A 25,206-nucleotide genomic window follows, 5' to 3' on the forward strand; every position below is an offset into this window, starting at 1 on the left:
TCTATGTGCGATCGGACAAGACGCGCCGCAAGCCCTTTCGTGGCGTCTAGCTGACGGCTTCGCCAAGCCGGGCAAGGCTTGCCTCCATCGCGTCCTCCGGCACCTCGATCAGCACCGGCGCCTCGGTGAAGAGCAATGCGGCCCGCACCGGACGACCGGGATAAAGCGGCTGCAACAAGGCGCGGTAAAGAGCCATCTGCGCCACATGGGAAGGAGGCACCTGCGCCAGCGTGGCCGGCGGCGGGCGGTTGGTCTTGTAATCGACGATCAGCACGCTGTCGTCCGTCACGACCAGACGGTCGATCTTGCCGGAAATCGCACGATCCGCGCTTCCTATGCGCACGCGGCCCATGATCGAGACCTCGGCGCGCGAGTTCGCCGAGAAAAGGTCCGCGAATTCGGGATCGCCGAGGATCGCGCCGATCCGGCTCCAGGCCTGCGCGCGATCGACCTCGCTCCACCCCGCGCCCAGCCGGCCGAGATAGCGATGCGCGCTCGCCTCCCGGTCCTGCGGCTCAACGTCCGGCAAGGACTGGAGAAGCCTGTGGATCGCCGTTCCGCGTTCGAGCGCGTGCGACGTTCCCGCAACCGCGTCCAGCACCGGCGAGCCGGAAACGGCGGTTTCAGCCCCCGGTTCGATCACGAGCCTGACGCCGGAGGGCGCGAGCGGGCGCGGCACTGGCGGAGGCGCAGCGAGGCGATGGCTCAGGGCGGCCGGCAGGGGCACGGGCTCGTCCCTGGCCGCATCCGGCGTCACGATCACGGGTGCGGTCGCACGCGGCGTGACGCGATAGACGAGGATGTCGTCGCCGGTCGGCGCATGCGTCTGGCGCGCCGTCGCCGGCGAGGCTTCCAGCGCGCGCGCGACCATTGCATGCCAGGTCATGTCGGTGGGCGCGCGCTTGCCCTGATATCCGCACACGATCAGCCTGTCTTCCGCGCGGGTCATGCCGACATAGAGCAGACGTCGATATTCCTGCTCCGCCTTTGTCCGCGCGATTGCGGCGATGGCGCGCGCGAAATCGTTGTTGGTGTCGGAACCGGCGCGCCACAGAAATCCGCGCCCCGCCCATTCGCGCTTCGGCGCATCGAACGGCATCAGGATCGGCAGATGGCTGTCGGAAAAGGGAGCCGATCCGCTGTCGACCAAAAAGACGACCGGCGCTTCCAGACCCTTGGCCGCATGCGTCGTCATGATGCGGACCTCGCCGCGCGACTGGTCCATCTCGCGCTTGATTTCGGGGCCGTCACCGTCGAGCATCGCCAGAACCGCCTCGAGGCCGGCCGCGCCGCTTTTCTGGGCGGCAAGGCAGAAGTTCAGGAATTCGTCGACGACATCGCCGGCTTCCGGCCCCAACCGGGCGACGATCCGGGCGCGCGCGCCGTCCCGGCCGAGAATCCGCCCGTAGAATTCGAAGGCGGGCATGAAGCCGACTTCGTCGCGCCAGACGTTCAACTGGTCGCGGATCAGCCTGAATTCGACATCGCTTTCGGCTTCTCCCCGCAGGACAGCGTAAAGCGAGGCGCGACCGCGACCATGCGCGATCTCGAAGAGCCGTTCTTCCGACAGGCCGAAGATGGGACTGCGCAGCAATGCGGCCACCGACAGGTCGTCCTCCGGTTGAAGCGCGAAGCGTCCGATGGCCATCAGATCCTTGACGGCGATATGGTCGGCAAGAACCAGCCGGTCGGCACCCGCCACGGGCACATGCCTGTTCTTCAGCTCGCGCGACAGCGCATGGACGAAACTGCCGCGCTTCCTGACCAGCACCATGACGTCGCCAGGCGTCAGAAGCCGGCCGTGACCGGGAATTGTCTCGCCCGAATCGAGCCAGCTTTTCAGCGTCACCGCTATGTTTCGGGCCAGGCGCGCGGCCGGTGCGGACGTATGGTCGATGGCCAGCGTCCAGTCGTCGGGCGCTTCGACCTCCTGCGGCGTCAGCGACGGCCAGATCTCGACCTGTCCGGGTGCATCCGTGCGGATCGCGCTGTGCCTTATATCCTCGATGTCGCGCGTCAGCCCTTCGCGCGAAGACGGCTCGGCAAAGACGAGATCGACCGCTGATAGCACGTCCTGCGTGGAGCGGAAGGAATGGCTGAGGCGCACCCGTTCGAAGGTCTTCTGCGCGCTTTCGACGCGCCGGCCGAACTCGCGCCCGGAAACCGCGAAGGCTTCCGGCTCCGCGCCCTGAAACGAATAGATCGACTGCTTCTCGTCGCCGACGGCAAAGACCGTCCGAAGACCCTCATGCGCCGTTTCGCCGGCGAAGAACTCGTCGGCAAGCTGCCTGACCACCCGCCACTGATCCGGGCTCGTATCCTGCGCCTCGTCGAGCAGGATGTGATCGATGCCCTTGTCGAGCTTGTAATGCACCCAGGCGCCGGCATCCTTTCGCGCCAGAAGCGCAGCGGTGCGGCGGATCAGATCGTTGAAATCCAGAAAGCCGCGCGCGCTTTTCAGCCGCTCGTAACGCGCGATCAGCCATTCGGCGAGCGTGAGCGCGGACCGCGACGCACGCAGCATCGCAAATAGCGCCGCCCGGTCGAGCGCGGTGCGCACCGCGTCGGCCATGCGCGCGAATTCGGCCTCGAATTCCGGGAAATGCTCGGCTACGCCCTTGGCGAGTATCTGTTTCGTCGAGCGCGCCTCGTAGACGGGACCCTTTTTCGTCAGGAACGTCTTGCGAAGGACCGCAAAGCGTTCGTCCGCATCATGCGCCGTGCAAACAAAGGTCAGATCCTCGGCGAATTGCGACGCCCTGACCTTGCCGGCGGCTGCCGCGCGGTCGGCGAAGCGTTCGGAAAGATCGCGGTCGAAATAGGCATCGGGCCAGACCCCGCCCAAAATCTCGTCCATCGTCTCCGCACCGGTGAAGCCGAAGGCGGCGAAGAACGGCGCGAAGTTTTCGGGCGGCATGCCGACTTCGGAAACGAAAGCGCCCAGATCGTCGCGCTGGCGCACGATCTCGCTCAGGAGATGCTCCAGACCCGATTCGCCGGCTATGTCGAGGATGTCGGCAAAGGCGGCGGCAAGTTCCGGATCGGCGTTGTCGGCCGCGCCCGCGATCATCGAGCGCCGCGCCTCGGCGATGAGGGCCGCCTCCATCTGGCCGTCGAGAAGTTCGAAATGACCCGCGACATTCGCCTCGAGCGGGAACTGGTGCAGGATCGCCTCGCAAAAGGCATGGATAGTCTGGATCTTGAGGCCGCCCGGCGTCTCGAGCGCCTCGGCGAACAGGCGACGCGCGCGCGTCATCCGGGCCGGCGACGGCGGCCGACCGTCAAGCCCGGCGATCGTCACCCTCAAGGCGTCGTCGTCGAGCGCCGTCCACGCGCTCAGCGTCTGGAAGACGCGGTTCGACATGTTCGCCGCCGCCGCGCGCGTGTAGGTCAGGCACAGGATGCGCGACGGGTCGGTTCCGTCGAGCAGCAGGCGGATGACGCGTTGCGACAGGACATGCGTCTTGCCCGAGCCGGCATTGGCCGACACCCACGCCGAATTCTTCGGATCGGAGGCGCGCGCCTGATCCAGCCGGGTCGATTCGGGAATGACGAAAGCCGGCCTCATTCCTCGCCTCCCCCGTCGTCGCCGCCGGCCGACCACTCATGGACGCGGGCCAGATGGTCGTAATCACCGCTGAAATCGCCTTCGCGAAACGGCACCGCACGCGAGACATAGCCGTTTTCCGGCTTCTGGTAATACGCGATCAGACGCTCCAGCCGTTCCCATGCTTCGTGCGCGAGGTCGGGGCCGGACTTGAGCTCCTTCCTGAACTCGTGAATGGCGTCGTGCTCGACATCGCCGTTCGCCTTCAGCCGCACATAAGCGAGCTCCGCGGGCATCGCCTCGCCGATTCCGGCAAACGCACCGCGCACGAGCAGGGCCGCCTCGAGCGCGAGTTGCGGCGCGAGCAGGCTGTGGGCCTGGCCTTTGGAAGGATTGGTGCCGGTCTTGAAGTCGATGATGTCGGCCATGCCCGCCGCGAGCAGATCGATCCGGTCGGCATAGCCGGACAGCGTGACGCCCGTCGCGCCGACCTTAATTGCCTCCGCGCGGGCCTCGGCGACACGCCGGATCACACCTGCGCGGCTGCGCTCCCAGGCAACGAAACGGCTCGACATCTTGGCGAAGCGCGGCCACCAGACGGCGTCCACATCGGGCGGAAGCGCGACTTCGTCGAACTTTTCCCGGCCGATCTTCAGCAGCCAATCCACCGCGTCCGGCGCGCCTGGGTCGATGTCGGCGACGGCAAAGCCGTGCAGGATCGCGTGGAAGAGTGTTCCGCGCTCCGCAGCGCCCGGATCGCGCAACAACGGATCTACGGGCAGAAGTCGCAATATCTTGCGCGCATAGATCGCATAGGGATCGCGCCGAAGCGTCTCCACTTCGGTGACAGAAAAATGCACCGGGCGGGCGGAAACGGGCGGTTTCGGTGCCGGGCGTCCGGCCAGCGCCACGTCGTCCCGCTCATCGATCCGGCGCGTCCAGGCGATATGGTCGCGGCCGCGCGCACGCATCGCCTCGGCCGCTTCCGGCCCGGCGCAGGTCAAAAGCCGCTGGAGCCAGCGCGAAGCCACCGCCGGCGCTTCGCCCGCCCGCGCCGAACGCGTCACGATCACGCGCGGATTGGCCATCGCCATGACGAAATCATGCGCGGACTGGCCGATGCGGCGTTCGGGCGGCTCCAGTTCGAGCCCCTGCTTCATCATTCGCGACATGAAGCGGTCGGCCTCGGCCTTACGCGGCCAGTTCCCCTCGTTCAAGCCACCGATGACCATGGTATCGACCGTCTGAAGACGCGCTTCGAGCGGCCCCCAGATCGAAACGCGCGGATCGCCGGCCGGGGTCGGCTTCACCGTCTCGCCGGCGATCAGTGCCGCCAATATGTCGGGCCACTCCGCCGGGTTGAAGGAAAGCGGCGCATCGAGCCCGGCAAGACCGCGCAGGAAATCCGCAAGCCTGCCGCCCGCATCGCCGCCATAGACCGGATCGAGCCGGCCCGTTTCGTCGCAGCCGAGCGCTTCGATCACTTCGACGGTCGCCCGGACCGCCTGCTTCAGATCGATCTCCTCATGCCCGCGCAAATCGGCAAGCGGGCCGACCGCATGCGCGAGGCGATCGGCTATTTCGCCGGCTTCCATGCGACGCTCCGAATCCAGCCGTGCGAGCCAGAACGGCTTGCGATCCGCATCCTCATGCACGGCGAGACGGTCCTTGAAATCATGCCCGATCGCGGCGATGTCCGGCCGCCCCGTGCCGCCGCGAAACGTGACAAGATCGATCGTTTCGCTTGCGCGGCGGACACGCCCGCGCGGACGGCCAAGATGCAGCAACGGATGCTTGAGAAGAGAAAGCGCCGTCACCGCATCACCCGGCCGCAAGGTCGCCTCGACCGCAAGGCGCATGAGCACGCAAGGCGGCGCTTCGGCGAGCAGCGCGCCGGCCGAATCGTCGGCCACGATGCCGAAGCGGCGCAACTCTGCCGCGACGCGCCTTGCGAGATCGCGATCCGTGGTGACCAGCGCCGCCGTCTTCTCCGGTTCCTCCACCGCAAGACGCAAGGCGATCGCGATCCCCAGCGCTTCCTCGCGCTCATTCGCCGCCTCGATCAGCGTCACCTCGTCGAGCGCGCCGCGTTCGACCGTTGCCTTGAGCCTATCGCGACCCTGCGCCCAGGCTTCCGTCGTCTCGGCCGGCCGCAACGCTTCGCCAACAAGCGCGATCCGCGCGGCGATCGCTGGATCGGATACGCCAAGTTCGGCGACGTCGCGTCGATGGATGCCGAGCCGGCGAAGCAGTTTCTTCAAGGCCGCCTGCGGATGTCCATGGATCGCGGGCGATGCGTTCTCGCGGCCGATCGCCTCCCAGGCAGCATCGTCCATCTGACGGTCGAGGCCCGGCAACACCACGGCCCCGAGATCAAGACGGCTGATCGTCGCCAGAAGCTGCGCGGTCGCGGGGATTGAGCCGGTCGAGCCGGCCGCGATGACCGGGCCGTTCAGAACGCGCGTCTTGAGGCGCTCGGCCTCGGCCCTGATCTGGACGTCGCGGTGATGAGCCGGATTCACACGCCCGGCCCCCGTCAGATATTGCGGCCATGCGCCCGTCACGATCTGAAGGAAATCGAGCGTGACCTGCCACCAGCCGGCGAGCTCGGCGGGCACGAGTTCGGACAGACGCGTCCAGTCGCCGCCCTCCGTCTCGATCTCGTCGATCAGGCCGGACAGATCGCGGGACAGCCAGATGGCATCGGACAGCGAGGCGGGAATTGCCAAGTCTTCGCCGTAGAGCGCAGCCAGATGCGCAGGCAGACGGCGTTTCCACGCCTGAACCAGCGGCGCGAGCCGGACGATCCGTTCAAGCGGTTCTATTGCCGGCAAAAGATCGAGATCGGACGCGCCGGAGATCCAGCTATCGTCGTCGAATTCCCCCAGGGGGCGGATCACGGGAAGGATCGCGGAGCGCTCGCCGAGCCTTTCCAAAAAGCCGGAGCGCAACTCGCGCGCGGCGCGGCGCGTCGGCACATAGATCGTCACGTCTGCAAGCGCGAGCGGCGATCCATCGTATCGAAAACCCTTAACCAGATGGCCGTCGAGCAGCGCATCGATCAGCGTGGGAATGAAGGGCGAAGCCGCCGCGATGTTCAGGACATGCGGATGCTGCGTCATGAAGCTTGCGAACCGAAACGCTCAACGGCGCGCTCGGCCTCGCCGATCGCTTCGGGCGTGCCGACGGTGATCCAGTGTCCGTCCATCACATGGCCGAAGAGACGCCCCCGCTCGATTGCCCGGTCGAAATAAAGGTTGAGCGAATGCGGCGTCGCCGTCGCGTCCGAAAAGATTCCTGGGTCGAGGATCGCCGCGCCCGCATAGACGAAGCCCTGCCGATTTCCCCTGGCGCGATCGAGCCGGCCATCGGCATCGCGGCAGAAATCCGTCTTGGTTCCATGCCCTGTCGTATCGGATACAGGGACCAGCATCAAAAGCATGTCCATACGCGAAGCGTCCCACGCATCGGCCAGCGCCGCAAGGTTCGCCTCTCCCCGGTCGATCCAGAACGTATCGGCGTTGAGGAGAAAGAAAGGCGCATCACCCAGAAGCGGCAATGACTTGACGATGCCGCCGGCTGAATCGAGCAGTTCTTCACGCTCGTCCGAGATGACGATCTCCGGTGTCACCCGCGACGCGCAATGGGTAACGATCTGATCGGCGAGATGGTGGACGTTGACGACCGCCCGCCCCACGCCGACAGCTTCGAGCGCGTCGAGCGACCTGTCGAGAAGCGTCCGGCCAGCCACGGTGACCAGCGGCTTCGGCAGCGTATCCGTGATCGGGCGCATGCGCGTTCCAAGGCCGGCGGCAAGCACCATTGCGCTCATGTTAGCCGGATTCATTGCGCCCCGTCCGGCAGGACGTTCATGCGCCCGTAGAGCGCCCGCAGCATCGCAAGGTCCGGGTGCCGCGTCGCGCGCTCCAGATAATCGCGAATGCGCGGCAGGTGCTTCAGATAATGCGGCTTGCCGTCGCGCTCGTTCAGGCGCACGAAAATGCCGAGTATCTTCGAGTTTCGCTGCGCCGCCATGATCGCATAGGCAGTTTCGAAGGCCGCTCGGTCGAACCCGGCATCCGTACGGCGTTCGAGATACGCGCTGCGAATGTCGGCTTCCAGCTCCTCAGGAATCGTCACGCGCGCATCCATCGCGAGCGACGCGACGTCGTAGGCGGACGGCCCCATCAGCGCGTCCTGAAAGTCGATGATGCCGATGCGGTCCGTACCAACCGCTCCGTCGCGCCAGATGATGTTGGGCGAGTGATAATCCCGCAGGACGATGGATTTTTCGGCTCGTGCCAGATGGTCGAAAAGCCTGTCCCAGCATGCGTGAAACTCGGCCCGCTCATCCGCTGTCGCGGCGCGGCCCATGGCGTAGGGAAGGTACCAGTCGAGCAGAAGCTCGGTCTCTATGCCCATCGCCACGCGATCATAAGCCGGCACATCGTAGGTCGGGCCGTCCGCGAATTCGATCGTGTCCGACCATGCGTCATGGTGCAGGTCAGCGAGGGTTTCGGCCGCCGCGCGGTAACGCTCCGCGACCGGACGCCCATTGTCATCGAGAATGCTGCCCTGGCCGAGATCTTCGAGAAGCAGAAGCCCGCTATCGAGATCGGCCGCATGAATCTGCGGCGCGGCGAAACCATGCTCGCGCAGCGTTTGCGCCACCGCGACGAACGGCTCGACCGATTCGGCCAGATGCGCGATGCGGCTATAGGGCTTGCCGTCGCGGATCGGCGGGCCATCCGGCTGGCGCGGCGCGTTCATCAGAAGTTCGCAGCGTTCCGCGCTCTTAATCGTCTCGTAGCTGCGCGCCGAGGCATCGCCGACCAGATAGAGGCGCGTCGCGGCTGACCGACCGGCTTCGGCCAGAAAGTCCCTGATGGAAAAGGAGCGTTCGAACCGCGCAAGCGGCTCGAACGGTCCGTCAATGACCATGCGCCGCCCTGATCCCTCTTCCAAAAGTTTCACGTGAATCGTGGTTTCGGGAAGGTAAACACCCGCCTTTTCCGGCCATTCGATCAGCGCCACCCCGTCGCGCACGGCATCTTCCAGCCCGAGTTCCGTCACCTCGCCGGCGTCTTCGATGCGGTAAAGGTCGAAATGGGCGACGGGCAGCCGCCCATCGTAAAGCTGGACCAGCGTGAAAGTCGGGCTCGGCACTTCGAGCATCCGGTCGCCGGCCAGTGAACGGATGATCGCGCGCGCCAACGTCGTCTTCCCGGTACCCAGATCGCCGTGAAGCGCCAGCACGTCGCCCCGGCGTAAGGCCGCCGCGAGATCGTTGCCGGCCTGCAGCGTTGCGGCCTCGTCGCCGAGCAGGCGTTCGATCACCTGTCCTACTCCGCCGCCGCGCGAACCGGCGTCGCCACCGACGGCAGGCGGCAGACGACGGAGGTGCCCCGATCCATGCCGGTCCTGATCTCGACCGTTCCGCCATGCAACTCGATGAAGCTCTTGACGATCGACAGGCCGAGGCCCGCGCCGCGCTTGCGGCCGCCATTGGCGTGCGTCTCGAAACGCTGGAAGATGGTTTCCAGCACTTCGGGAGACATGCCCGGCCCATCGTCGTGAACGCGGAATTCGACGATTTCCTTCGCCTCGTCCACCTCCAGCCGCACCGTCGATCCTTCCGGCGCATAGTTCGCGGCGTTGTTGAGGACATTGTAGAGAATCTGGCGCAGCCGGTGCCCGTCCGCATGGATCGTCGCGGGCGCGCGGGACAGGTCCACGGCAAGCTTGATGTTGTGCTCCCGCAAGCGGTCCACGACGAGATCGGCCGCCGAACTCACCGCTTCCTCGACGACGATCCGGCCGATATCGAGCTGCATGATGCCGGCATCGACCGTCGCCAGGTCGAGGATGTCGTTGACGATGGTCAAAAGAACGGACGAGGACGAGCCGATATGGCCGACATATTCACGCTGGCGCTCGTTGAGCGGGCCGGTGCCGTCGAAGGACAGTAGCTCGGTGAAACCGATGATGTTTGTCAGCGGCGAGCGCAATTCATAGGAAACGTGCTGGACGAAATCGTTCTTCAGGCGGTCCGCCCGCTGCAACGCCTCGTTCTTGTCCTTAAGCGCACGCTCGATGTTCACGCTGTCCGTTACGTCGACGAAGGTCGTCATGACCTGCCCGTTGGGCAGATGGATGACCGCATAGCGAAGAACCGTTCCGTCGCGCATCTCGGCGCGGCCATTGCGGTCGCGCCGCTCGTCGTCGAAGCCGGTCACGAGCGCGATGAGTTCGCTCCACGGGCTGAGGACGGCATTGTCTTCGCAGGCCGCGCGGATAACGGCGATGTGGGTGCCCGACCGCACCAGATCGTCCGGCAGGCTCCACAGATTCGAAAAGGCCGGATTGGCCAGCCGCACCTTGCCGTCCGGCCCGAACACCGCGACGCCCTCGGCCAGATTGTCGAGCGTCTCGCCTTGCACCCGCACCGCGGTCTGATAGCGGCTTTCGAGACTGAGCTGTTCGGTGAGGTTTTCGAATACCCAGGTCACGCCGCCCTTCGGCTGCGGATTTCCGACCACGCGCAATGTGCGCCCGTCCGGCAGATGCCAGACATGTTCGTGCGGATCGATCGCGCGATAGGCGGCCAGGATCGTTTCCTTCCAGCGCCGCCATTCGGGCTGTTCGGCAAGCTTTCCCTCGCTGCGCAACCGGTCGAGAAGCAGCGTCTGATCCGGCATGCTTTCCAGAAAAGCGGAATCGAGATCCCACAATTTCTGGAACGCCTGATTGAAGAACAGAAGCTTCTGGTCCGCATCGAAAATGGCGACCGCCGTCTGAAGCTGGTCGAGTGTGTCGGCATGGCTTATGATCGTGCGCTGATATTCCTCGCGGATCGCCTCGACCTCGGTCCGGTCGGCAGCGATGCCGGCGGATGCCTCCTTCGCCGCGAAATCGGTGACGGCATACATGTGGCGCTCGCCTGCGATGACCACGGACAAGGTCTGTTCGAACAGCGGCTTCGACGCATGATGGCGTTCGAGCGCGTCGCGCGCCGTTTCCGACAGAAGTTCGCGCTGCTCGCGGATCACGATACCCGGTTCAGGCGCATCGACGCTTGCCGCATAGGCCTGATTGACCCATTCCAGCCTGCCGCGCGCGTCGCGCAGCCAGAACGGCATCGGCACCGAATCGAGCAATGCCAGCGTCGTCTCGTGATCGCGAACCAGTCGCTGGTGGTCGAGCTTCAGCTCGGCGAATTCCTGCTGGCGCTTCGCGACGGAGGCAAACCGGACCAGACAATGCGACAGGCTGCTGCGCCCCTGCACCTCGAGGACGGCGCCGGACACGGTTTCCGCCACCATTTCGAACTGGGTTCCGGCGTCACGCAGACCGCTCAGGGCGCCTTCGAGCGCCGAAGCCGAATGCGGCGCAAGCCATCTGCCGAAGGCCAGAAAGGTGGCGCGGTCATTCGGCGCGCCGGTTTCCGCACCCAGCGAGCCAACAAGTTCGGGGCGCGCATTCCGATCGTCCCAGACGACGATGCGCTGGTCGCGCAGATTGAGCAACGCCTCGGATCGGCGCAGTGCACCGCCAAGCTCGGCGAGCCGCGCCTTGAGCTGACCGTTCTCGCGATCGATGCGCCCGCGCTCGCGAATGAGAAGAATGGCCGAAATGAAGGCGGCCGACATGACGCCGGCGAGCAGCGCGAACTGGGTGACGGACGAAACGTCCAACGCGGTGTCCTGCGCAAAAGCGCGTGTCGGCACCAGCGCGGTCGTTGCGAAGAGAAGCGCAGACGAGGCGCCGCGCCGCCATATCGGCGATCGGCGCGAATCGGCCTTTTGCGCTGGCTCCATGCCTGACATCGACGTCCCACCTCTTGCCGCTTCGCGGACATTGGAAATCAAAGCCCGCCACCCCCGCGACGCACCCGATCCCGCGAATCATGACAATGTATCGCCTGCGCGGGACTGCGTGAAGCTTGCGTCTTCCTTTGAAACGCAATCGGCGGCCCGCAGGCCGCCGAAGATTTTGCGAAATGTCGCGTTTGGGCGTGTCAGTACCGGTAGTGTTCCGGCTTGAACGGTCCTTGCGGCGTGACGCCGATATAGGACGCCTGCTCGTCCGACAGGATGGAAAGCCGCGCGCCAAGCTTGTCGAGATGCAGGCGGGCCACCTTCTCGTCGAGGTGCTTGGGCAGAACATAAACCTCGTTGCCGTAGGCTTCGCCCTTGGTCCACAATTCGATCTGAGCCAGCACCTGATTGGTGAAGGACGCGCTCATGACGAAGCTCGGATGGCCGGTCGCATTGCCCAGGTTGAGCAAACGTCCTTCCGACAAAAGGATCATGCGTTTGCCGTCCGGGAAGGTGATCATATCCACCTGCGGCTTCACATTCGTCCATTTCAGGTTGCGCAGCGCGGCAATCTGAATCTCGTTGTCGAAATGGCCGATATTGCCGACGATCGCCATGTCCTTCAAAGCGCGCATGTGATCGAGCCGGACGACATCCTTGTTGCCGGTCGTGGTGATCACGATGTCGGCGGTCGGGGCGGCATCCTCAAGGGTGACGACCTCGTAGCCGTCCATCGCCGCCTGAAGGGCACAGATCGGATCAACCTCGGTCACCTTGACGCGCGCGCCGGCGCCGGCGAGCGACGCTGCGGAGCCCTTGCCGACATCGCCATAGCCGCACACCACGGCGACCTTGCCGGCCATCATGACGTCGGTGCCACGGCGAATGCCGTCGACCAGCGATTCCTTGCAGCCATATTTGTTGTCGAATTTCGACTTGGTCACGCTGTCATTGACGTTGATCGCCGGGAACGGAAGAAGTCCCTTCTTCTGCAACTGGTAGAGACGGTTGACGCCGGTCGTCGTCTCTTCCGTCACGCCCCGGATGGCGTCGCGCTGACGGGCGAAGAAGCCCGGCGTCGCGGCAAGACGCTTCTTGATCTGGGCGAACAGGATTTCCTCTTCTTCGGAACCGGGGTTTTTCAGAACGTCCTCGCCCGCCTCGGCGCGCGCGCCGAGCAGGATGTACATCGTGGCGTCGCCGCCATCGTCGAGGATCATGTTCGAGGGCTCGCCGTCCGGCCACTGGAAGATCTGGTCCGTGTAGGTCCAGTAATCCTCGAGGCTCTCTCCCTTGATCGCGAAGACCGGCGTGCCGCCGGCAGCGATCGCGGCAGCCGCATGGTCCTGGGTCGAAAAGATGTTGCACGAGGCCCAGCGGATATCGGCCCCGAGGCTTTTAAGCGTCTCGATCAGCACGGCTGTCTGGATCGTCATGTGGAGCGAGCCGGTGATGCGCGCCCCCTTGAGCGGCTGGTCGGCTCCGAACTCCTCGCGGCAGGCCATGAGGCCCGGCATTTCGGTTTCGGCGATTTCGATTTCCTTGCGGCCCCAGTCGGCAAGGGAAATGTCGGCAACTACATAGTCATTGACGGCCATGGAATGGGCTCCCGGTCTTGAACTTCGCACAATGCGGCCGGGCGAAACGCGCCCGTCTTGGCGCGTAACTAGCAAACCCGTCGCCAGTGGGCAATGGGATATAAAGACATCGTTATATGCCAGGGCATCGAAGTCTGGCGAGGGTTCAGATTTCCTCGCCGAAGCGATTGGCGATCAGTTCCTCGATCGCGCGCATCGCGTCTTCGGCCTGCGGTCCGCTCACCGACACGCGGATGCTGCAACCGGGGCTGGCGGCCAGCATCATCAGGCCCATGATGGAGGTGCCGCCGACCGTCGTACCGTCCTTCTCCACCTCGATGACGGCATCATAGGAGCCTGCGAGTTGGACGAACTTGGCCGAAGCGCGCGCATGAAGCCCACGCTGGTTTATGATGGCAAGGTCACGGACGATGGGGGCTTTGGCGTCGGCTTCGCTCATTTGGCGTTGAGGACCTGGCTTGCGACATTGATGTATTTGCGCCCGGCATTCTGTGCCTCTTCGAGCGCCATGGCCATGTCGTCGCATTTGCGAACACTGGTCAGCTTGATCAGCATAGGTAAATTGACGCCCGCGACGACCTCGACATTGCCCGCCGCCATGACCGAGATGGCCAGATTCGACGGGGTGCCACCGAACATGTCCGTGAGGATGATGACGCCTTCGCCGCTGTCGGCACGCGCCACCGCATCGACGATATCGCGGCGGCGCTGCTCCATATCGTCCTCAGCCTCGATCGAGACCGTTTCGAGCTGGTCCTGCTGGCCGACGACATGTTGAACGGCGTTTCGAAACTCGTCGGCGAGACGCCCGTGGGTCACAAGAACAATACCGATCATGCCACATGAACCGGTTTTCGGTTCCGTTTCTGGTCCGCATGTATCCGCCGGCCCCCGCGCGCGGTGCATGTTTCAGTCAATTGGTGCTCCGTAAACTTGCGTCGTGCCGATGCCTGCAGGCCGATCGAACCTTCTCATCGTCAGTCTTGCGGCGATGCCGCGTCCGACAAAGGCGGTATCCTTGTCACGAGTTGAGCCGTTGACAAGGTCGAATCGGCAAACCGACTGCGCTTTACGCGTTATTCGATCGCGAAGTGTGGCTAAAAATCACGAATTCAACCGACTAAGCGCTTCAGCGACACGTTGACGCGCCGAAAGGCAATCGCGCCGGGGCACCTCGATCATCGCGACGCCGTCACACATACGCGGTTCGGGCATCCTGTCGATTGTACTCCCATCGACGAGATCGACGATCAGGTCGATCACCGCATGGCTTTCGTGCGACCGAATGCCGATGCCGACGCCGCGCACCTCGATCCGCCCTGAAATCGATTGCGGCACGCTTCCGACGTAACGGCCGTGCGATCGCTTTTCGACGATCACCCGATCGTCCCCGACAAGCATGGAAAAGCCATCCGAATGACGGATCAAATCGAGCGCGAGCGTGGATTTTCCCGCGCCGGACGGTCCGGTGATCAGAACGCCCCGGTCACCGATGAGAACGAGGGTAGCATGACGGTTCCCCGTCTCCATCAGCCGTCGGCCGGCAAACGCACGACGAAGCGCGCGCCACGGATATCGCCGGGCTTGCCGCCGGGGATGTTGTCTGCGGTGATCGTCCCGCCATGGGCCTCGACGATCTGGCGGCTGATCGACAGGCCAAGCCCGGAATTCTGCCCGAACGCCTCAGATGCGGGCCGGTCGGTATAGAAGCGCTCGAAGATGCGGTCGATATTGTCGATGCGGATGCCCGGTCCGTTGTCTTCGACGGTCACGAGAACGGAACGCTGCGTGCGGGCCAGCGTCACCAGAACACGGCCGCCGGCGTCCGGAACGAACGAACGGGCATTTTCCACCAGATTGGTGATGACCTGGCCGAGCCGCAGATCGTGCCCCGTCACGAAGAAGCCCTTGTGCTGTTGCTGCGGAGCCTTCTCGACCTTGAACTCGACCGCGACCTTCTTGTCGATGTTGCGGCCGTGATCGGCCAGCAGCCGCGTCAGATCGCCGACGAGCTTTTCGACGTCAATGCGCTCGGCATCGTCGCGCGCAAGCTCCGCATCGAGGCGCGAGGCGTCGGAAATATCGGTGATCAGCCGGTCGAGGCGACGCACATCGTGCTGGATGACCTCCATCAGCCGCGCCCGCGAGGTTTCGTTCTTCGCCAAAGGCAGGGTCTCGACCGCGCTTCTGAGCGAGGTCAGCGGGTTCTTCAATTCGTGACTGACATCGGCCGCGAAGCTCTCGATCGCCTCGATGCGCGCGTAGAGCGCGTTGGTCATGTCGCGCAGCGCCACCGACAGATTGCCGATCTCGTCCTGCCGGTCGGAGAAATCGGGGATTTCCTCGCGATCCTTGCCGCCGCGCCGCACCCGGACGGCGGCCGCGGAAAGACGGCGCAGCGGATTGGCGATGGTCGAGGCGAGGAGCATGGACAGGATCGCCGTCACCAGCGCCGCCACGCCGAAGAGGCGCAGGATCGCGCCGCGCTCGGCCGCCACGATCCGGTCGATGTCGCCGCCCTGCGTCGACAGCATCAGAACGCCGTGAACCGCGCGGAAGCGCTGGATGGGAACCGCCACGGAAATAATCTGCTCGCCCTGTTCGGACAGGCGCACCAGATAGCCCGGCGTGCCCCGTGCGGCGGCGACCACTTCGGGAAAGGCCGCTCCCGTTCCGCCGGGCTGCTCGCGGTAGATCGGCAGGTCGGTTCGCCGGAAGAACTCGGCGAAGATCACCCGGACACGGTCGAGGAAGGTGGGTTCGGCAGGCTCGACGGGCGGCAGGTCGTAGCGCAGGATCTGTCCGCGCGAATAAAGATGCCGCGAATCCAGCAGGAGGTTCATGTCTGGGTCGAAGATGCGCGCGCGTGTATGGGTCGGCGATATCAGTCGCCGGAGAACCGGCGCAACCTTTTCGGGATTGATCGGGAATTCGAGGCTGTCGAGCGCACGCTGGTCCGGCGGCAGGCTTTCGCCGGCCTGAAGTTCGAGAAGACGCTCCGGATCGATGGTGATCGAATCGGTCTCGACCGTGGCCGACGCGGCGATGGCACCGGCGATGATCTCGCTTTGCGTCATCAGGCTTTCCACGCGGGCGTCGATCAACCCGTCGCGGAACTGGTTCATGTAGAGAATGCCGACGACGAGAACGCCAAGGGCGGCCAGATTGAGAAACAGGATGCGCTTGGTCAGGCTCGAAAACATATATTGTCCGAGCACACGACGGATAGCCCGCCAGGACCGCGTCCAACGCACGACGCCCGGCCGCGCAGCGCGCGGCAGAGACGTCATGGATCGATCCGTGTCAGCCGCCATTTCTCATCCGAACATTCGCGGCGCTCGATATCAGGCTTCTCGGAAGCGATATCCCACGCCGTAGAGCGTTTCGATCATGTCGAAACTGTCGTCCACCGACTTGAACTTCTTGCGCAGCCGCTTGATGTGGCTGTCGATCGTGCGGTCGTCGACATAGACCTGTTCGTCATAGGCCGAATCCATCAGCGCGTCACGGCTTTTGACGACGCCGGGGCGCTGGGCCAGCGAATGGAGGATCAGGAACTCGGTCACCGTCAAGGTCACGGGTTCACCCTTCCAGGTGCAGGTGTGGCGCTCCTGGTCCATGACGAGCTGGCCGCGTTCGAGCGAGCGGGCCTGCTGGGCGGCGGGCTTCACACCCGCCTCACGCGCGCTCGCCCGACGCAGAACGGCGCGCACGCGCTCGACCAGAAGGCGCTGCGAGAACGGTTTGCGGATGAAATCGTCGGCCCCCATCTTCAGGCCGAACAATTCGTCGATCTCGTCGTCCTTCGACGTCAGGAAGATGACCGGAAGATCGGTCTTCTGGCGCAGGCGGCGCAGAAGCTCCATGCCGTCCATGCGCGGCATCTTGATATCGAGGATCGCAAGGTTGGGCGGACGGGCGCCAAGCCCCTCCAGCGCGGACGCGCCGTCCGTATAGGTCTCGACGCGATAGCCCTCCGATTCCAGCGCGATCGAGACCGATGTGAGAATATTGCGGTCGTCATCGACAAGCGCGATCGTTGCCATCTCTAGCGGCTCCTTCATGGGCGGTCGTCCCTGGCTGACACAAACGTGCCGCCTCATGCGGGACAAATCTGGTACAAAATGTGGCACAGTTTGCGTGATTTGTCACAGACCCCCCAGCAACTGCGACCCCGGTTACCGGGCTATATGGTCCCGATCCCGCCCGATCGAAGCAGATATAACCGATTTAACCATCGTTACAAAATTCTAAATCGATTAATGATTTGATATCGCTATGTTTTTCTGGTTCTCCACCTGAAAGCCCGTACGAACCCGGTTCCGGCCGAGAGGCAAGAGGGTTTCGGCTTTTTACGATTCTGACTTTCTTTTGGTGGATTGAACATGACGGAAATCGGTAAGCGCAACCCCGCCTGCGGGATCGATGCCAGCGGTCTCAGCGACCTCGGCAAGGTCCATTACAATCTCGGCGCTGCCGAACTCTATGAGGAATCGCTGCGTCGCGGCGAAGCGGAACTGACGGCTCACGGCGCGCTTCTGGCGCGGACCGGCCAGCACACGGGCCGCTCGCCAAAGGACAAGTTCATCGTCGAGGACGAGACGACGAAGCCACGCATCTGGTGGGACAACAACAAGCCCATGTCGCGCGAGAATTTCGACCGCCTTCACGCCGAGTTCCTCGACCACGCCAAGGGCAAGGACCTTTTCGTGCAGGATCTGATCGGCGGAGCGGACACCGGCCATGCGCTGCCGACGCGTGTCGTGACCGAATATGCCTGGCACTCGCTGTTCATCCGCAACCTGCTCATTCGTCCCGATCGCGCCGATCTCGCCGGCTTCGTTCCGAAGCTGACGATCATCGACCTTCCCTCGTTCAGGGCCGATCCCGCGCGTCACGGCTCGCGGACGGAAACGGTCATCGCGGTCGATTTCTCGCGCATGATCGTTCTGATCGGCGGCACGTCCTATGCGGGCGAGATGAAGAAGTCCGTCTTCACCGCACTGAACTATCTCCTGCCTGAAAAAGCCGTCATGCCGATGCACTGCTCGGCCAATGTCGGCCGCGAGGGCGATTCGGCCGTGTTCTTCGGCTTGTCGGGCACCGGCAAGACGACGCTGTCGGCCGATCCGACCCGCACGCTGGTCGGCGACGACGAGCACGGCTGGGGCGAGGACGGCATCTTCAATTTCGAGGGCGGCTGCTACGCCAAGACGATCAAGCTTTCGGCCGAAGCCGAGCCTGAAATCTTCGCGACGACCCGGCGCTTCGGCACCGTGCTGGAAAATGTCGTACTCGACGAGCACCGCGTTCCCGATTTCGATGACGGCCGGCTCACCGAAAACACGCGCTGCGCCTATCCGCTCGATTTCATCCCCAATGCGAGCGCCACCGGTGTCGCGCCGCACCCGAAGAACATCATCATGCTGACGGCGGATGCGTTCGGCGTCATGCCGCCCATCGCCAAGCTGACGCCGGCGCAGGCCATGTATCACTTCCTGTCCGGCTACACCGCCAAGGTCGCCGGCACGGAAAAGGGCGTGACCGAGCCGGAAGCGACATTCTCGACCTGCTTCGGCGCACCGTTCATGCCGCGCCATCCATCCGAATACGGCAATCTGCTCAAGGACCTGATCGCCCGCCACGAGGTCGATTGCTGGCTGGTCAATACCGGCTGGACCGGCGGCGCACACGGCGTCGGCCATCGCATGCCGATCAAGGCGACGCGCGCCTTGCTCGCAGCCGCGCTCGACGGCTCTCTGAAGGACGCGGAGTTCCGCACGGATCCGAATTTCGGCTTCGCCGTGCCGGTATCGGTCCCCGGCGTCGATGTGAAAATTCTCGATCCGCGCTCGACCTGGGCCGACACGGAAGCCTACGACCGGCAGGCCGAAAAGCTCGCGACCATGTTCACGGACAATTTCACCAAGTTCGAAAGCCATGTCGACGCCAGCGTCATGGGCGCCGCGCCGCGCTATCAGGAAGCGGCGGAATAGGCGTTTCGAAGACGAAAACGACAAGGCCCGGCATCGTCCGGGCCTTTTCTTTTGCGCGCCGGCGCGGCACATGGACATCATGAGCACGCGCGACGGACTGCAAATTCCACCGAATATCGAGATACCCGAGAGCGAACTCGAGGAGCAGTTCATCCGCTCGTCGGGGCCGGGCGGCCAGAACGTCAACAAGGTCGCGACCGCCGTTCAGCTTCGCTTCGACGCGGCGAACTCGCCTGCTCTGTCCGAGCGTGTGCGCGACCGTACCATCAAGCTTGCCGGCCAGCGCGCGACAAAGGACGGCGTGATCGTCATCGAGGCCGGCCGCTTCCGCACGCAGGAACAGAACCGCGACGACGCGCGCGCGCGTCTTGCCGAACTGATCGCGAAAGCCGCCGAACCGCCGCCCAAACCGCGCAGGAAGACGAAGCCCACGAAAGGCTCGATCGAGCGCCGGCTGAAGGCGAAATCCGGGCGCTCCACGATCAAGAAAAATCGCGGCAAGGTCGGTTTCGACTGATGGCGGGTTTTTCGCTCCCCGCCGGTTTTCGCCATCTGCCCGGTCGTTTCGATCGGGCGGCTCAGGAAAGACTGGTCACGGACATCCGCGCGGTGGTTTCTGCGGCTCCGCTCTATGTGCCGCGCATGCCGCGCACCGGCAAGGAAATGAGCGTGCGCATGACGAATTGCGGCGCTCTTGGATGGGTGACGGACAAGGAGCGCGGCTATCGTTATCAGGCAACCCATCCCGAAACCAGGAACCGGTGGCCCGCCATTCCGCCGATGCTGCTGGATTTGTGGCGCGAGGAAGCCGGTTTCGATGCCGATCCACAAGCCTGTCTCGTCAATTTCTACGATGCCGACGCGAAAATGGGCCTGCATCAGGACAGGGACGAGCAGGAGTTCGCCGCGCCTGTCGTCTCGGTGTCTCTCGGAGACGATTGCCTGTTTCGCATCGGCGGGCGCGAACGCTCCGATCCCATACGCTCATTGCCTCTCAAAAGCGGGGACGTCGTCATTCTCGGCGGGGCGAGCCGCCTTGCCTTTCATGGCGTCGACCGGATTTATCCAGGCACCTCGACGCTTTTGAAGAACGGCGGACGGATCAATCTGACATTGAGGCGCGTGACGGGCTAGGCAGGACGCGGGCCGAACAGGATGACGCCGGCGCCGACGAGGCAGATGGCGGCGCCGGTCACGTCCCAGCGATCGGGGCGCATGCCCTCGAACATCCACAGCCAGACGAGCGACGCCGCGATGTAGACGCCGCCATAGGTGGCGTAGGCGCGACCGGCCGCCTCCACTTCAACCAGTGTCAGGAGATAGGCGAACAGCGCCAGTGACAGCATGCCCGGCACCAGCCACAGCGCCGACTTGCCGAGCGCAGCCACGCCCAGAAGGCGAAACAGCCGGCAATCTCGGCCAGCGCCGCGCCGATATAGATGAACGCGGTCATAGCCGGCGCAGGGCCACTTCCTCGACCAGATGGTCCGCGCCCTTCTTCAAGATGATGTCGGCGCGCGGGCGTGTCGGCTGGATGTTCTCGTGCAGGTTCTTCAGATTGATGTTCGCCCACAGCCCTTCCGCGACGGCGAGCGCAGCGGTTTCGGAAAGCTGCGAATATTTGTGAAAGAACGCCTCGGGATTGAGGAAGGCCGTTTCGCGCAGGCGCATGAAGCGCTGGATATACCACTGCCTGATCTGGCTTTCCTCGGCATCGACATAGATCGAGAAATCGAAAAAGTCCGACACGAACGGCACCGCCTTGCCATCCTTCGGCAGGTCGCGCGTCTGAAGGACGTTGATGCCCTCGAAGATCAGGATGTCGGGCTGGTCGATGGTGACGAATTCGCCGGGAAGAACGTCATAGCTGAAATGCGAATAGAGCGGCGCTTTCATCTCGCGAATACCGGACTTGATGCCGGACAGGAAGCGTAGAAGGGCGCCGACATCGTAGCTTTCGGGAAAGCCCTTGCGCTCCATCAGCCCCTGACGGCGCAGTTCGGAATTGGGCAGGAGGAAACCGTCGGTCGTGACCAGATCGACCTTCGGGCTCGACGGCCAGCGGCGCAAAAGTTCCTTCAGGACGCGCGCGGTGGTCGATTTTCCAACAGCGACCGAACCGGCGATGCCGATGATGAAGGGCGTCTTCTGGACCGCCTCGGACCGAAAGAAGACCTGCCGCTGGCGAAACAGAAGCTGGCTCGCCTCCACATGCGCGTAAAGGAGCCGCGACAGCGACAGATAGATGCGCCGCGTTTCCTCGAGGTCGATCGGATCGCCCATCGAGCGCAGGCGGCGGATTTCGTCGCCGCTCAGCGTCAGCGGTGTATCGGCGCGAAAACCGGCCCACTCCTCGGCCGAAAAGCGGCGATAGGGCGAGTAGAACTGGTCCGGATTGCCGGATGCGTCCTTTTTCCCACCCGTCCGGGCGACCTTGCGGCTTGCGCTCATTTCGCTCGCGACGCCTTTTCGGCAATGCCGGACTGCCCGGTGCGGCGCTCCAGTTCGGACATCACCTCATCGAGGGGAATTTTGCCGAGCGCAAGCACGACTGTCAGGTGATAAAGAAGGTCGGCGCTTTCGGCGACGAGCTCGGCGCGGTCGCCCTTGACGGCCGCGATGACGGTTTCCACCGCCTCCTCACCCAGCTTCTTGGCCGCGCGTTCCTGCCCTTTTGAAAAGAGCTTCGCCGTCCAGGAATCGGGATCACCCGAGCGGCCGCGCTCGGCGATGATGCGTTCGAGATCGGCGAGCGTGAAATCCGCCAAATGTCCCTCCAGATCAGTTATGCCGCAATTCCGGACGGAAAACCGCAAGGCACTTTTCCTGGAATTGCTTTATGCAGCCGGATCGAGCCGCATGGGCAGACCCGCTTTTGCCATATGGGCCTTGGCCTGCGCAATCGTATAGGTGCCGAAGTGAAAGATGGAGGCGGCCAGAACCGCCGTCGCGTGACCATCGCGCACGCCTTCGACCAGGTGATCGAGATTGCCGACGCCGCCCGAGGCAATGACGGGCGCACGAACGGCATCCGCAACCGCGCGCGTCAGGTCGAGGTCGTAGCCGATCTTGGTGCCGTCGCGGTCCATCGAGGTCAAAAGGATTTCGCCCGCACCGAGATCGACGACCTTGCGTGCGAACTCGACCGCGTCGATGCCGGTGCGCTCACGCCCGCCATGGGTAAAGATTTCCCAACGCGCCGTCTCGCCCGCACCCGACACTTTCTTGGCGTCGATGGCGACGACGATGCACTGATTGCCGAACTTGTCGGCCGCTTCGGCGACGAAATCCGGGTTCTTCACGGCCGCCGTGTTGATCGACACTTTGTCCGCGCCGGCAAGCAGCAGCTTGCGGATATCGCCAACCGCCCGTACGCCGCCGCCGACCGTCAGCGGCATGAAGCATTGCTCGGCCGTGCGCGCGACGACGTCGAAAATCGTCTCCCGATCGTCGGACGACGCGGTGATGTCGAGGAAGCACAACTCGTCCGCGCCGGCCGCATCATAAGCCTTCGCCGCCTCCACCGGATCACCGGCATCGATCAGATCCACGAAGTTCACGCCCTTGACGACACGGCCGTTATGGACGTCGAGGCAGGGTATGACGCGAGCTTTGAGGGTCACGGGCGCGGTTCCTCGAACAGCGCCGGAGCCGCTGACGTTTCGCCTTTCAGGATCGCAAGCGCCTCGGCCGGGTCGATGCGGCCGTCATAGAGCGCGCGGCCGGAGATTGCGCCTTCCAGCTTGCGGGCGTCCGGCATGGTCATGCGCACGATGTCGGCGAGCGAGGCAAGGCCACCGGAAGCGATGACGGGGATCGAGACGGCGTCGGCCAGCGCGATGGTGGACTCCCAGTTGATGCCGGTCAGAACGCCATCGCGGTCGATATCGGTGTAGATGATCGCCGAAACGCCCGCGCCCTCGAAGCTCTTCGCCATTTCCTCGACGCCGAGTTCGGACGCTTCGGCCCAACCTTCCACTGCGACCTTGCCGCCCCTGGCGTCGATGCCGACGGCGACCTTGCCGGGAAAGAGGCGGCAGGCTTGTCTGACCAGCTCAGGATCGCGCACGGCGACCGTCCCGAGGATGATTCGGGCCAGACCCTTTTCGAGCCAGCTTTCGATGTGGGCAAGCGTGCGGATGCCGCCACCGAGCTGAACCGGGTTCTTCGTCGCCGTCAGGATCGCCTCGACGGACGCGCCATTGACCGACTGCCCCTCGAACGCGCCGTTCAAATCCACGACATGCAACCACTCGAACCCCTGATCCTCGAACGACTTCGCCTGCGCCGCCGGGTCGGGATTGTAGACGGTGGCAGAGTCCATCTCGCCAAGCTTCAGGCGGACGCACTGACCGTCCTTCAGGTCGATGGCGGGAAAGAGGATCATGGCTTCCACTTCAGGAAATTGGCGATCAGGGCGAGGCCGAGCGCCTGGCTCTTTTCGGGATGGAACTGCGTGCCGGCAACGTTGCCGCGCGCAACGGCGGCGGTGACCGGGCCGCCATAGTCGGTTTCGGCCAGCACATCGGCGGAATCGTTCGCCGCGAGATGATAGGAGTGCACGAAATAGGCGTGCAGCCCGTCGTTTCCGGTCGCAATTCTGTCGAAAAGCGGGTGGTTTTGTTTCACGTGAATCGTATTCCATCCGATCTGCGGGATTTTCAGGGTCGGGTCTGACGGCGTCATCTCGACGACGTCGCCGCCGATCCAGTCGAGCCCGTGCGTGATCGTCTTTTCCAGACCGCGTGTCGACAGAAGCTGCATGCCGACGCAGATGCCGAGAAAGGGCCGGCCTTTTTCCGTCACCGCCTCATTGAGCGCCTCCACCATGCCCGGCACGGCGTCGAGACCGCGTCGGCAGTCGGCATAGGCCCCAACGCCCGGCAGGACGATCCTGTCGGCGCTCGCAACGCGGCCGGCATCGTCGGTCAGGTCGATCTCGGCGGACATGCCCGCCTCGCGCGCGGCGCGCTCGAACGCCTTCGTGGCTGAACGCAGATTGCCGGAGCCGTAGTCGATGATCGCAACCCGCATTATCGCGCGCCCGGATAGCCGAGAAGGCCGAGCGCCGGGCCACTGTGCCGGGCGCTTGGCGACGTACGCGACCATGGCACTATTACGCGCGGTGGTTCCGGCTCGGCTGTTTCGTCGCGCTCGTTCAGATAGCGGATTTCGGCATCGGTCGGGTTCTGGGCCTCGACGATCCCCCATTCAAGCCAGTCCGCGCGTTTCAGGGACGCGATGCGCAAGGCCGCGCCCTCCAGCCCGACATAGATGCCGACGAGCACCGACAGCCAGCTACCTGCGGCCCCCAGGCCCGCAAACGAACCGGCAATCGACAATGCGATGCCTGCGGCGAGCGCAATCCCCGCCTCGCGCCACATCCGATGGAAGGCGAACCAGACAAACGGCACGAGAAAAGCGAGGACGTGAAATCCGTCGCGCACCAGAACGGCCTTTTCCGCCCGGTCACGCAAGGGCGGTTCCATCACCATATAGCTTGCCATGGGCGTTCAGCCTTTCAGCGTTCCCTTGGTCGAAGGGACCATGCCGTCCTGCCGCGGATCGGGCTCGACGGCAGCGCGGAGCGCGCGCGCGACGGCCTTGAAGCAGGTTTCGGCGATGTGGTGGTTGTTCGCGCCGTAATGGTTCATCACATGCAGCGTGATGCCGGCGTTCTGCGCGAGCGCCTGGAAGAATTCGCGCACGAGTTCGGTGTCGAACGTGCCGATCTTCGGGCTGGAAAACTCGACATTCCAGACGAGGAACGGTCGGCCCGACACGTCGATGGCCGCCTTGGTCAGGGTTTCGTCCATGGCAAGGTCGATCGACGCATAGCGCGTGATCCCGCGGCGCTCGCCGAGCGCCTTCGAGATTGCCTGGCCGATGGCGATGCCGGTGTCTTCGACCGTGTGGTGATCGTCGATGTGAAGATCGCCCTTGGCGTCGATCTTCATGTCGATCAGGGAATGGCGGGCGAGCTGGTCGAGCATATGATCGAAAAAGCCGACGCCGGTCGCGATCTCGGCACGGCCCGTTCCGTCGAGATCGACCGTAACAGTGATCCCGGTTTCCTTCGTCTTGCGCTCGATGGTGGCGCTGCGCGCCGCACTGCCCTTCGCCATGTCGTGGCGTCCTTGCCCTTGGATATGAAAACGCATGCCTCATACCAGTCCAGCGCGCCCGATTGCAAACGCTTCACGGCAGCATACATAACGAGCCGAGTGGCGGGCGCCATCGGGCCGGCC

The 25,206-nt window shown here is 64.2% G+C and carries 21 protein-coding genes and 1 pseudogene; 3 read left to right on the forward strand and 19 right to left on the reverse strand.

Annotated elements, in window-relative coordinates; all coding sequences use genetic code 11:
• Window positions 1-46 precede the first annotated feature (46 nt).
• From addA to GTW25_RS08210, 11 genes are all read right to left on the reverse strand, one after another.
• Window positions 47-3,568 carry a double-strand break repair helicase AddA gene (addA, locus tag GTW25_RS08160; RefSeq protein ID WP_252911560.1) on the reverse strand — a complete coding sequence of 1,174 codons (3,522 nt, stop codon included), beginning with the start codon at window positions 3,566-3,568 and terminating at the stop codon, window positions 47-49.
• Window positions 3,565-6,669 carry a double-strand break repair protein AddB gene (gene addB / locus GTW25_RS08165; protein WP_252911561.1) on the reverse strand — a complete coding sequence of 1,035 codons (3,105 nt, stop codon included), beginning with the start codon at window positions 6,667-6,669 and terminating at the stop codon, window positions 3,565-3,567. Before addB ends, addA begins: the two co-directional genes overlap by 4 nt.
• Entirely contained in the window at window positions 6,666-7,394 is a 729-nt protein-coding gene (locus GTW25_RS08170; protein ID WP_252911562.1) for a nucleotidyltransferase family protein, read from the reverse strand. Before GTW25_RS08170 ends, addB begins: the two co-directional genes overlap by 4 nt.
• On the reverse strand, window positions 7,391-8,884 hold the full coding sequence (tsaE, locus tag GTW25_RS08175) for a tRNA (adenosine(37)-N6)-threonylcarbamoyltransferase complex ATPase subunit type 1 TsaE (RefSeq protein ID WP_252911563.1): 1,494 nt from the start codon (window positions 8,882-8,884) through the stop codon (window positions 7,391-7,393). The genes GTW25_RS08170 and tsaE overlap by 4 nt, the downstream gene beginning before the upstream one ends.
• Before the next feature lie 5 nt (window positions 8,885-8,889).
• Window positions 8,890-11,364 (reverse strand): sensor histidine kinase, encoded by a 2,475-nt coding sequence (locus GTW25_RS08180; RefSeq protein WP_252911564.1) that lies wholly within the window; start codon window positions 11,362-11,364, stop codon window positions 8,890-8,892.
• 200 nt (window positions 11,365-11,564) lie between these two features.
• Window positions 11,565-12,962: an adenosylhomocysteinase gene (gene ahcY, locus GTW25_RS08185; protein ID WP_252911565.1), complete on the reverse strand. Its 1,398-nt coding sequence runs from the start codon at window positions 12,960-12,962 to the stop codon at window positions 11,565-11,567.
• Window positions 12,963-13,107: 145 nt separating this feature from the next.
• Window positions 13,108-13,401 carry an HPr family phosphocarrier protein gene (locus GTW25_RS08190; protein ID WP_252911566.1) on the reverse strand — a complete coding sequence of 98 codons (294 nt, stop codon included), beginning with the start codon at window positions 13,399-13,401 and terminating at the stop codon, window positions 13,108-13,110.
• A complete protein-coding gene (locus GTW25_RS08195) occupies window positions 13,398-13,799 on the reverse strand; it encodes a PTS sugar transporter subunit IIA (protein WP_252911567.1) in 402 nt (133 codons plus the stop codon). The genes GTW25_RS08190 and GTW25_RS08195 overlap by 4 nt, the downstream gene beginning before the upstream one ends.
• 267 nt (window positions 13,800-14,066) lie before the next feature.
• The gene (locus GTW25_RS08200; protein ID WP_252911568.1) at window positions 14,067-14,492 is read right to left on the reverse strand and encodes an HPr kinase/phosphorylase; all 426 of its coding nucleotides are present in this window, start codon (window positions 14,490-14,492) and stop codon (window positions 14,067-14,069) included.
• Window positions 14,492-16,276, reverse strand: a complete 1,785-nt coding sequence (locus GTW25_RS08205; RefSeq protein WP_372493095.1) for a sensor histidine kinase — start codon at window positions 16,274-16,276, stop codon at window positions 14,492-14,494. Before GTW25_RS08205 ends, GTW25_RS08200 begins: the two co-directional genes overlap by 1 nt.
• A 30-nt stretch (window positions 16,277-16,306) precedes the next feature.
• A complete protein-coding gene (locus GTW25_RS08210) occupies window positions 16,307-17,008 on the reverse strand; it encodes a response regulator transcription factor (RefSeq protein WP_252912045.1) in 702 nt (233 codons plus the stop codon).
• 339 nt (window positions 17,009-17,347) lie between these two features.
• Here GTW25_RS08210 and GTW25_RS08215 point away from each other — a divergent pair, with 339 nt between their 5' ends.
• The 3 genes from GTW25_RS08215 to GTW25_RS08225 all read left to right on the forward strand — a co-directional run bounded on the left by GTW25_RS08215 (window position 17,348) and on the right by GTW25_RS08225 (window position 20,092).
• Entirely contained in the window at window positions 17,348-18,958 is a 1,611-nt protein-coding gene (locus tag GTW25_RS08215) for a phosphoenolpyruvate carboxykinase (protein WP_252911569.1), read from the forward strand.
• A 79-nt stretch (window positions 18,959-19,037) separates the two neighbouring features.
• On the forward strand, window positions 19,038-19,475 hold the full coding sequence (gene arfB, locus GTW25_RS08220) for an alternative ribosome rescue aminoacyl-tRNA hydrolase ArfB (RefSeq protein WP_252912046.1): 438 nt from the start codon (window positions 19,038-19,040) through the stop codon (window positions 19,473-19,475).
• Window positions 19,475-20,092 (forward strand): alpha-ketoglutarate-dependent dioxygenase AlkB family protein, encoded by a 618-nt coding sequence (locus tag GTW25_RS08225; protein WP_252911570.1) that lies wholly within the window; start codon window positions 19,475-19,477, stop codon window positions 20,090-20,092. The genes arfB and GTW25_RS08225 overlap by 1 nt, the downstream gene beginning before the upstream one ends.
• Here the strand turns inward: GTW25_RS08225 and GTW25_RS08230 are convergent.
• The 8 genes and pseudogenes from GTW25_RS08230 to hisB all read right to left on the reverse strand — a co-directional run bounded on the left by GTW25_RS08230 (window position 20,089) and on the right by hisB (window position 25,083).
• Window positions 20,089-20,411, reverse strand: a pseudogene (locus tag GTW25_RS08230) (YnfA family protein). The gene GTW25_RS08225 and the pseudogene GTW25_RS08230 overlap by 4 nt on opposite strands.
• Window positions 20,408-21,409 (reverse strand): type I pantothenate kinase, encoded by a 1,002-nt coding sequence (coaA, locus tag GTW25_RS08235; protein WP_252911571.1) that lies wholly within the window; start codon window positions 21,407-21,409, stop codon window positions 20,408-20,410. The pseudogene GTW25_RS08230 and the gene coaA overlap by 4 nt, the downstream one beginning before the upstream one ends.
• Entirely contained in the window at window positions 21,406-21,726 is a 321-nt protein-coding gene (locus GTW25_RS08240) for a phosphoribosyl-ATP diphosphatase (protein WP_252911572.1), read from the reverse strand. Before GTW25_RS08240 ends, coaA begins: the two co-directional genes overlap by 4 nt.
• 69 nt (window positions 21,727-21,795) lie before the next feature.
• On the reverse strand, window positions 21,796-22,581 hold the full coding sequence (hisF, locus tag GTW25_RS08245; protein WP_252911573.1) for an imidazole glycerol phosphate synthase subunit HisF: 786 nt from the start codon (window positions 22,579-22,581) through the stop codon (window positions 21,796-21,798).
• Entirely contained in the window at window positions 22,578-23,345 is a 768-nt protein-coding gene (gene hisA / locus GTW25_RS08250) for a 1-(5-phosphoribosyl)-5-[(5-phosphoribosylamino)methylideneamino]imidazole-4-carboxamide isomerase (RefSeq protein WP_252911574.1), read from the reverse strand. Before hisA ends, hisF begins: the two co-directional genes overlap by 4 nt.
• On the reverse strand, window positions 23,342-23,992 hold the full coding sequence (hisH, locus tag GTW25_RS08255; protein WP_252911575.1) for an imidazole glycerol phosphate synthase subunit HisH: 651 nt from the start codon (window positions 23,990-23,992) through the stop codon (window positions 23,342-23,344). The genes hisA and hisH overlap by 4 nt, the downstream gene beginning before the upstream one ends.
• Window positions 23,992-24,465, reverse strand: coding sequence for a DUF2628 domain-containing protein (locus GTW25_RS08260; protein ID WP_252911576.1), 474 nt, complete (start codon window positions 24,463-24,465; stop codon window positions 23,992-23,994). Before GTW25_RS08260 ends, hisH begins: the two co-directional genes overlap by 1 nt.
• Before the next feature lie 6 nt (window positions 24,466-24,471).
• Entirely contained in the window at window positions 24,472-25,083 is a 612-nt protein-coding gene (gene hisB, locus GTW25_RS08265) for an imidazoleglycerol-phosphate dehydratase HisB (protein WP_252911577.1), read from the reverse strand.
• Window positions 25,084-25,206: the final 123 nt, after the last annotated feature.

It is taken from the genome of Aliihoeflea aestuarii (assembly GCF_024105665.1).
In the GTDB taxonomy this organism is placed as follows: domain Bacteria; phylum Pseudomonadota; class Alphaproteobacteria; order Rhizobiales; family Rhizobiaceae; genus Aliihoeflea; species Aliihoeflea aestuarii.

Coding starts and splice junctions, on each gene's coding strand:
- GTW25_RS08190 (WP_252911566.1), bottom strand. CDS start 13,401: ATGAGCGAAGCCGACGCCAAAGCCCCCATCGTCCGTGACCTTGCCATC.
- hisA (WP_252911574.1), bottom strand. CDS start 23,345: ATGATCCTCTTTCCCGCCATCGACCTGAAGGACGGTCAGTGCGTCCGC.
- coaA (WP_252911571.1), bottom strand. CDS start 21,409: ATGAGCGCAAGCCGCAAGGTCGCCCGGACGGGTGGGAAAAAGGACGCA.
- GTW25_RS08215 (WP_252911569.1), top strand. CDS start 17,348: ATGACGGAAATCGGTAAGCGCAACCCCGCCTGCGGGATCGATGCCAGC.
- GTW25_RS08195 (WP_252911567.1), bottom strand. CDS start 13,799: ATGATCGGTATTGTTCTTGTGACCCACGGGCGTCTCGCCGACGAGTTT.
- GTW25_RS08225 (WP_252911570.1), top strand. CDS start 19,475: ATGGCGGGTTTTTCGCTCCCCGCCGGTTTTCGCCATCTGCCCGGTCGT.
- GTW25_RS08170 (WP_252911562.1), bottom strand. CDS start 7,394: ATGAATCCGGCTAACATGAGCGCAATGGTGCTTGCCGCCGGCCTTGGA.
- ahcY (WP_252911565.1), bottom strand. CDS start 12,962: ATGGCCGTCAATGACTATGTAGTTGCCGACATTTCCCTTGCCGACTGG.
- GTW25_RS08200 (WP_252911568.1), bottom strand. CDS start 14,492: ATGGAGACGGGGAACCGTCATGCTACCCTCGTTCTCATCGGTGACCGG.
- addA (WP_252911560.1), bottom strand. CDS start 3,568: ATGAGGCCGGCTTTCGTCATTCCCGAATCGACCCGGCTGGATCAGGCG.
- addB (WP_252911561.1), bottom strand. CDS start 6,669: ATGACGCAGCATCCGCATGTCCTGAACATCGCGGCGGCTTCGCCCTTC.
- GTW25_RS08260 (WP_252911576.1), bottom strand. CDS start 24,465: ATGGCAAGCTATATGGTGATGGAACCGCCCTTGCGTGACCGGGCGGAA.
- GTW25_RS08205 (WP_372493095.1), bottom strand. CDS start 16,276: ATGGCGGCTGACACGGATCGATCCATGACGTCTCTGCCGCGCGCTGCG.
- GTW25_RS08210 (WP_252912045.1), bottom strand. CDS start 17,008: ATGGCAACGATCGCGCTTGTCGATGACGACCGCAATATTCTCACATCG.
- hisB (WP_252911577.1), bottom strand. CDS start 25,083: ATGGCGAAGGGCAGTGCGGCGCGCAGCGCCACCATCGAGCGCAAGACG.
- hisH (WP_252911575.1), bottom strand. CDS start 23,992: ATGCGGGTTGCGATCATCGACTACGGCTCCGGCAATCTGCGTTCAGCC.
- arfB (WP_252912046.1), top strand. CDS start 19,038: ATGAGCACGCGCGACGGACTGCAAATTCCACCGAATATCGAGATACCC.
- GTW25_RS08180 (WP_252911564.1), bottom strand. CDS start 11,364: ATGGAGCCAGCGCAAAAGGCCGATTCGCGCCGATCGCCGATATGGCGG.